The organism is Vibrio sp. T11.5, from assembly GCF_027587155.1.
GTDB lineage: Bacteria > Pseudomonadota > Gammaproteobacteria > Enterobacterales > Vibrionaceae > Vibrio > Vibrio neptunius.
Genome location: NZ_JAPPTP010000031.1, coordinates 44,696 through 52,176 on the forward strand (window position 1 = coordinate 44,696; position 7,481 = coordinate 52,176).

5 protein-coding genes are annotated in these 7,481 nt (G+C 44.9%); 4 read left to right on the forward strand and 1 reads right to left on the reverse strand.

Features of this window, described 5'->3' with window-relative positions; genetic code table 11:
• Nucleotides 1-46: 46 nt before the first annotated feature.
• Nucleotides 47-2,575 carry a class I adenylate cyclase gene (locus OH455_RS21010; protein ID WP_269982700.1) on the reverse strand — a complete coding sequence of 843 codons (2,529 nt, stop codon included), beginning with the start codon at nucleotides 2,573-2,575 and terminating at the stop codon, nucleotides 47-49.
• Between the two features lie 334 nt (nucleotides 2,576-2,909).
• Between OH455_RS21010 and hemC the strand changes: the two genes are divergently transcribed.
• The 4 genes from hemC to OH455_RS21030 are packed head-to-tail and all read left to right on the forward strand — an operon-like array spanning nucleotide 2,910 to nucleotide 6,980.
• The gene (gene hemC, locus OH455_RS21015) at nucleotides 2,910-3,848 is read left to right on the forward strand and encodes a hydroxymethylbilane synthase (RefSeq protein ID WP_269982701.1); all 939 of its coding nucleotides are present in this window, start codon (nucleotides 2,910-2,912) and stop codon (nucleotides 3,846-3,848) included.
• Between the two features lie 4 nt (nucleotides 3,849-3,852).
• A complete protein-coding gene (locus OH455_RS21020) occupies nucleotides 3,853-4,581 on the forward strand; it encodes a uroporphyrinogen-III synthase (RefSeq protein WP_269982702.1) in 729 nt (242 codons plus the stop codon).
• Nucleotides 4,582-4,596: 15 nt separating this feature from the next.
• Entirely contained in the window at nucleotides 4,597-5,802 is a 1,206-nt protein-coding gene (locus OH455_RS21025; RefSeq protein WP_269982703.1) for a uroporphyrinogen-III C-methyltransferase, read from the forward strand.
• Nucleotides 5,802-6,980, forward strand: a complete 1,179-nt coding sequence (locus OH455_RS21030; protein ID WP_269982704.1) for a heme biosynthesis protein HemY — start codon at nucleotides 5,802-5,804, stop codon at nucleotides 6,978-6,980. Before OH455_RS21025 ends, OH455_RS21030 begins: the two co-directional genes overlap by 1 nt.
• The last annotated feature ends 501 nt before the right edge of the window (nucleotides 6,981-7,481 follow it).

Below are 7,481 nucleotides of genomic sequence, written 5' to 3' on the forward strand. Positions count from 1 at the left end.
GACACAAAAAAGAGCACATTGAGTGCTCTTTTTTCATCGATTCAAGTTACGCATTTACGGCACGACTAGGCTTGGAATAGTTCGAGCCATCATTTCGATAAGGCACAATATAAGAATCACCTTCTACTGGGTGAACGATTTGGTAGTATTGCGGCAAATTGAAGTTAATAAACTGAGTCGATAATTCATTATCATCTTTGACGGACGTGTAGAAACTATTCACGCTGGCAATCATCTCATCTTTCATGCCACTGAATTGATGGTATACCTCAACACGATTCGCCTCATCCAACACATAAATATTGAAACCTTGTGCAGAGTCTTCAAAAAAGAACTGAATCAAACCCTCACTGGCAAAGCTATCAACAATTTCTGGTAGTTGGTAGTCTTGTTCTTTGTCTAACATTAACAAAGGCGAGCCTTTCAGCTTACTGGTCGAAATACTGCGATAAAAATCGACCGAATTCTCCAACATCTGTACAGATACACCACGACGTTCAAAAAATAAGCCATAGGTTTGCTGAGCAATACGCAGCGCTTTAAAACGGCGACGCTTCTCTTGTTCAATCGGCTTAAGGCGCAAATCAATGCATTCAGCGAGCAGTTGATAAACCATGTTGCGCATCACACCACGCAGATTTTTGCTATAGCAGAACACATCGACGGATTCTGGTGGTAGCGCGTCTTGGTGCATCTTACCCATAATGGTCTTTAACGCGTCCAACATAGCAGTTTCACCTTTAAAATGCAGCGTGCGCACTTCATGCCAAGAATTCCGATACACCAGATCGACACTACCAACCAGACAGGTTTGTTTTGAACCGAAGCTAAAAATATCTGTCGTTTTAAGGTCAACTTTCAGCGAACGCCCACTCAATGCCGCAGTAGGATCATTTTCAAAGTTAATGAACATTGCCAGCTGGCTGATTTCACAAGGACTCGCCAATGCCTGCATGGTTGGGCGACGCTTACGCAATGAAAAGGTATTCCGTAAATCGCTGACCATCTGATAAAACTTATCAATATCCAAGTGAGCATCACGAACTACCGAGTGCAGACGCGTCGACTCTGTAATTAGACCATTGAAAAATGACCAAGCGACCAACTTACTGAGGTATTCATTATGTTCTAAGAATGGCTGACCAAGAAGACGTTCTGGCTGAAGGGGTTGCTTATAGAGGTACCAACCAGCTTGATTTGTACGACCCGGCCTCACTTCAATAAAGCTCAAGTCGGATTCATGTAAATCTGGTGAAATTTGCGGGTTAAGCAAAGTCACCTTACCAGGTAAAACCTCAAACGCAGCATAAAGCTTACGCGCTAAAATACTAATGTCTTGCGGACTGATCGCAGAAGTGATGTCGTTGCGTCGAGCAAATTGAATCAGGTTCCGGTAGCTCAGCATAAGTGCATCAAGTAAGGCATGGTGAACCACTTTCACTTGTTCAACCTTCCAGTTACGGCGATCATCCAGCTCAACAAGCACTGAATGCTCCCAATGCCATTTCTGGATCATGTCACTCATGGCTTCACGGCGCCAAGCAACGGAGCCCATGTCAGGCTCACGAGATAACTTCTCATGCGTTTTTAGATAAAAGCAGCGACGGACAAGGTCAAGACGCGCGTGATCACCAATGCGTACAAGATAGCGCGTCACCTTTTCAAGCATCAAATAGTATGCATCCATCCCGTAAAGGTCAGGTTCATGGGCAAAAAAGCGACGCTTGGTATCAATACTGAGGAGTTGAGTGTTCGGATACTCCCACGAATACGCTTCAAGCAAAATCGCTTTCAGCACCGACTTATAAGGTGAGTCAATGCTCTTGTATAACTGCCATAGATTTGAGCCAAAATATTCTTCGGCTGGAATACGGTTTAGTTGGCCAAAATCAATCCATTGCGAGCAATCTATGCAACCTTGGCGACACAGATCTAGAACGTACTCGTCGTAACACTCTTCCATTTCAGGTGGCACGATTTGCCATAGCAAACGTTGACCGGCAAGGCGAACAGCAGAGCGATAAAATTCATCCAGTAGCAAAAGGTGCTGGGATGAACCACAGTTGTCACCTGTCATTTCTTCAGAGCGATTGGTGCGAAAGCGCTCCTCATCCATCAGGAAGAAATTTGCCTCAACACCCTGTGTCTGAGCCCAGTCGGTGATCAGCAGGCATTTATTGGTTAGGCATTCCCTTTCTTCACAGCTCATCGACGGTGATACACACACCCAGATATCGAGGTCGCTCGAACTACTCTGCCCAATCGAAGAGGTGCTCCCCATAGTATACAAACCAAGGATGGCCGACTCTGCACTGGTGCGCAGCGATTGCCCAATCGTAAGCTCAGTATCCTCAATGAACTGCTTCTGCACTTCATTGAATTCGAGACCGTATACACCGTAGGGGACTTGAGAATCGTAATAACCGGGGATGGCTGGGTGATTGAAATGCAGAAGAGTAGGAATCAGATGGAAAACACGCTGACTTTGCATATCCATAAGAGCCAGCGCGCGCTCAATACGCTGCTGGTTTAGGTTATCAAGTCTCTGGATAAGCGTCTTTATATAAGCCTGCAAGGGTGATTCCTTGTTTGATTCCTAATTGTGCCTTGACGACAAATTGTTCTAAAGCACTAACAAAACGTGATCAATCTAACACTTTTATTTCGATTGGTAAAGAAATGTACGATCGAATCGACATTGTTTTGTTAATCAATATGCTCGCGACATAGTGTGGTACGTATCCGCCTTTTGTAATAATAGCCCATTTTACAAACGAGATGAACATCACACTATTTTGAATATTTTCTGCTAGTCGGACGTCTGATATTTATCGAGACGATCTAGCAGTAAGACTTTTTCCAAGAGAATGGTAGGATTAGCCCATCAAAACTGTTTTTCAAAGACCATCATGACTCAATCGACTCCAATTCGAATTGCTACACGCAAAAGCCCTCTTGCTCTTTGGCAAGCCTATTATGTACGAGATGCTCTTCAAGCAGCGCACCCTGGTTTGGAAGTTGAACTTGTGACTATGGTGACGAAAGGCGACGTCATTCTCGACACTCCATTAGCCAAAGTAGGTGGCAAAGGTTTGTTCGTAAAAGAGCTCGAAGTCGCCATGCTGGAAGGACGTGCAGATTTAGCCGTTCACTCAATGAAAGATGTACCGGTTGATTTTCCCGAAGGGCTAGGGTTAGTTACGATTTGTGAGCGTGAAGACCCACGAGATGCTTTCGTTTCCAATACCTTCGCTAACATTGACGAACTACCACAAGGTGCAGTTGTCGGCACTTGCAGTCTGCGCCGTCAGTGTCAGATTAAGGAATACCGTCCAGATCTGGTCATCAAGGAACTACGCGGTAATGTAGGTACACGTTTGGGTAAACTCGATGCTGGCGAATATGATGCCATCATTCTTGCAGCAGCAGGTTTGAAACGCCTAGATCTAGAAGCGCGAATTCGCAGCTTTATCGAGCCAGAACAATCTCTACCCGCTGTTGGGCAAGGTGCAGTTGGCATTGAATGCCGCCTAGATGATGAACGTCTTATCAAGTTACTTGAACCACTCAACCACAAAGATACTGCTGATCGCGTGCTGTGTGAGCGCGCAATGAATTTAACCTTGGAAGGGGGTTGCCAAGTACCTATTGGCAGCTACTCCCTACTCGATGGTGATGACATCTGGTTGCGTGCGCTTGTCGGCGAACCTGACGGCTCCAAGATTGTGCGCGGCGAAATCAAAGGCTCGCGCGCTGATGCTGAGAAACTTGGGGTGACATTGGCCAACCAACTACTGGATGACGGTGCACGCGATATCTTGACTAGACTGTACGCGGTTCACGAGTAACTTTATGGCAGTGTTGGTTACTCGGCCAGGTGAACAAGGCCGCTCACTCTGCCAACAACTCAACAGCGCGGGTATCTGCGCGCTTCATCAACCTCTTATCGAAATCCTGCCGGGGAAAGATCTCTCCGGCATTGACACGCAGCTTTGTCAGTTCGACTGTATTCTTGCCGTCAGCCAACATGCGGTCACGCTCACACAACAAGCCTTTACATCTCAGAAAGAATGGCCTCAAACAGCAACCTACATTGCCGTCGGTCAAAAAACCGCACATGTTTTAAGCAAATTCAGCCAGCAAAAAGTACACTACCCCGACGTCGGTGACAGCGAGCATTTGCTCAAACTGGACATACTAAAAAGAGTCAAAGGTAAAAAGGTCGTTATCCTTCGAGGCAACGGTGGACGAGAGCTAATCTACGAGACACTCAAATCTCGAGGCGCTCAGGTCAGTTATCTTGAAGTATACAAACGACAAAACCTTGCTTTTGACTCAGATTTATTCGTCCCTTTCTGGCAGGATAAACATATCCAACAGTTAGTCATCACCAGTTCAGGTCAGCTGAGTTATTTTGTATCACAGCTTACACAAGCGCAATTGAACTGGGCACTCGGACTGCAACTTTATGTGCCGAGTGCACGTATCGCAAATGAAGCGCAACAAATAGGCTTTGTTCATATAACCAACACGGGAAGCGCTTCCAATAAGGATTTACTGGCTACTCTCCGGCCAACGTGAAACAGGACAATCGCAATGACAAGTAAAAATAAAAACGACTACATTGAACCTGAGAAAGACCAAGAAGCAGCATCATCTGCTGAGACTCAAGAGTCTTCCAACGACATTTCTAATGCGTCTGAATCTCCCTCTGCATCTTCCAAGAAAAAGTCTGGAACTAAAGCGTCACCAGACACAATCCGACAACAAGAAAAAAATGCTAAGCGCGGAATTAAACTTGGTGCGGTTGCAATCTTCGTTTCATTACTATGTGGTGGTTTTACACTTCAGGTAACGCTACAAAATGCTGAGTACCAATCTCAAATTGAGCAACTGCAAAAGCAACTGGAACAAACTACCGTTTCTTTTAAGCAGGATTTGAACGCCACTCAGCAGGAAACATTAGCAAAAGCCACTGAGATCAGTCACAAAACAGAAACTGTTTTATCACAGCAGCAAAAAAGCATTGAAGGTCTTCAGCTTGCACTTGCTGACGTAAAAGGTCGTCGCCCGAATGACTGGCTATTGGCAGAAGCCGATTATCTAGTGAAATTAGCAGGCCGAAAACTATTTTTGGAGCATGATACCGTCAGTGCCACAAAACTGATGGAAAGCGCCGACCAACGTATCGCTGCGTTGAGCGATCCTAGCTTGGTACCTTTGCGTCGAACCATGGCCCATGACATCACGGCGCTTAAATCCATACCGATTATCGATCGAGAAGGTCTGGTTCTTAGATTAACGTCGCTGCAACAGCAAGTAGACAGCCTTCCGTTAGCCAATGCAATCCTTCCTGATGCGCCCGAGCGGAGAGTTCAGCATGTCTCTGAAGACATCTATGATTGGAAAGACAATCTGATGACGTCACTTAAAGACTTCTCTGAGAGCTTCATCACATTCCGCACCCGTGATGGCAATGTCACTCCTTTGTTATCTCCAGAGCAACATTTCTACCTTAAAGAGAACATGAAGGCCAAACTGGAAACAGCGATCAAGGCGGTATACGTTGAGCAGCAAGATATTTACCAAACGGCGTTAACCACTGCTGAAAAATGGTCGAGTTCATTCTTCGACCAACACACCAATGCGGTTATTGAGTTCAATAAAGCTCTAAAGATGCTAAGTAAGCAAAATGTACAAGTTGAGTACCCTGCAAAGTTAGACACAGAGCAACTTTTGTCTGACGTTATCCATGATCGTCTGCGACATGAAGTGACCACCTTGGTTACGGAGGAAAAATAATGTTCAGATTAATTTTTCTATTCGTCACCCTAGGTGCTGGTCTTTTTGCCGGTACCAAATATGCTGGCCAGCAGGGCTACGTCCTGATTTCGGTTGTAGATACGACCATTGAGATGAGTTTCACCACATTTGTCATATTGGTCATTGCATTATTGGCAGCGCTTTTTAGCTTAGAGTATCTGATCAAGACAACCCTTTATGTGGGCTCAGCAACCTGGAACTATTTTGGTATCCGAAAAATGCGCCGCTCTCGCCGCTTCACCAATGAAGGCATCATCAAGTTACTTGAGGGGGACTTCAAACTGGCAGAAAAGAAAGTCACTCGCTGGGCAAATCACCATGATATGCCTCTACTATGCTATTTAGTGGCTTCAGAAGCGGCACAGGGAATGGGAGACAATGAAAAGCGTGACCGCTATCTTAAACTCGCATCTGAGCAAGAAAACGCTCTACTGGCAGTTGAACTCACCAGAGCAAAACAGCAAGTAAAAGAAGCCAATTACACGGCAGCATTTGAGACGCTAACTCAACTCAAATCCAGCTACCCAAATAATCGTGTCGTTCTTAATCTATTAAAAAATGTCTACATTGAACTTAAAATGTGGAAACCCCTGCTGAATACCTTACCTTCACTTGTGAAAAGTAAAATCATTACTAAAGATGAGCAGATTCAGTTAACCCAACGTGCGCAATGCGGCTTGCTAGAGGAAGTTGCAGAGCAAAAAGGCAGTGAAGGGTTGATAGCTCATTGGAACAGCCTTACTCGCAAGCTAAGGAGCAATGTTCACTTGATTGAATGCTTTGCAAAGCAGCTTATCGCTCGTAAAGCAGACAGTGAAGCTTTTACATTGGTCAAAGAGAACCTCAAAAAGCACCCAGATTCAAACCTCTATGCACTACTGCCTGATATAAAACTAGCAGATTATCATCCTGTCGTTGTGCTCCTAGAAGATATGCTAAGAAAAGACGGCAATAATGCTCCAGCGCACAGCGCTCTTGCGCAGTTCTATCTAAGAAATGAAAACTGGTCCGAGGCTCAACAGCATTTAGAGCAAGCACTTCAAGTACGTTCTAGTGTATCTGATTATGCCTATTTAGCTGATGCACTTGAGAAACAAAATATGACTAAAGCGGCTCATGAGGTATCAAAAAAAGCCCTTACTTTAGTTCAAGCGTAAATTTCATTCATCTTTGCTAGCTAAGCCGACCATTAGGTCGGCTTTTTATTCTCTACTCGATAAGAAACAATACCAATTGAACCAGTCTCTTAGGACATTAACCACCTAAATACTAAGATCCTTGCATACACAACAAGCAATCAGAACTTTCAATGCCTAGGCTTTCAATAAGTTTAAGATTGCTTTGATTTATTGGTCTGTATTCGTCAGCCAAAGAGCGATAAGAATTAAGACCCCAGTATTTCTGCTGAGATCTGGAGTAAATGGCGAAGCGGCCGAGCTTGCGCTCAATTGGACTCGCGCACGCACGAGCGCATTGGTCTTACAAAATAATCCCTCAAATACAAAAAGACCCCAGCATTGCTGCTGAGGTCTAAAATAAGTGTCGGACGGCCGGGGTTGCGGGCAACAGGCAAACCTTTTCGGGACACGTTGGTCACAGACCAACAGTAATACTGCAGATACGAAAAAGCCCTAACATTGCTGTTAGGGCTTTTTCTA

Bases quoted from the DNA above. Each gene is read 5' to 3' on its own strand.
- OH455_RS21025 (WP_269982703.1), top strand. From the start codon at position 4,597: ATGACAAGTAAAAATAAAAACGACTACATTGAACCTGAGAAAGACCAA.
- OH455_RS21030 (WP_269982704.1), top strand. From the start codon at position 5,802: ATGTTCAGATTAATTTTTCTATTCGTCACCCTAGGTGCTGGTCTTTTT.
- OH455_RS21020 (WP_269982702.1), top strand. From the start codon at position 3,853: ATGGCAGTGTTGGTTACTCGGCCAGGTGAACAAGGCCGCTCACTCTGC.
- hemC (WP_269982701.1), top strand. From the start codon at position 2,910: ATGACTCAATCGACTCCAATTCGAATTGCTACACGCAAAAGCCCTCTT.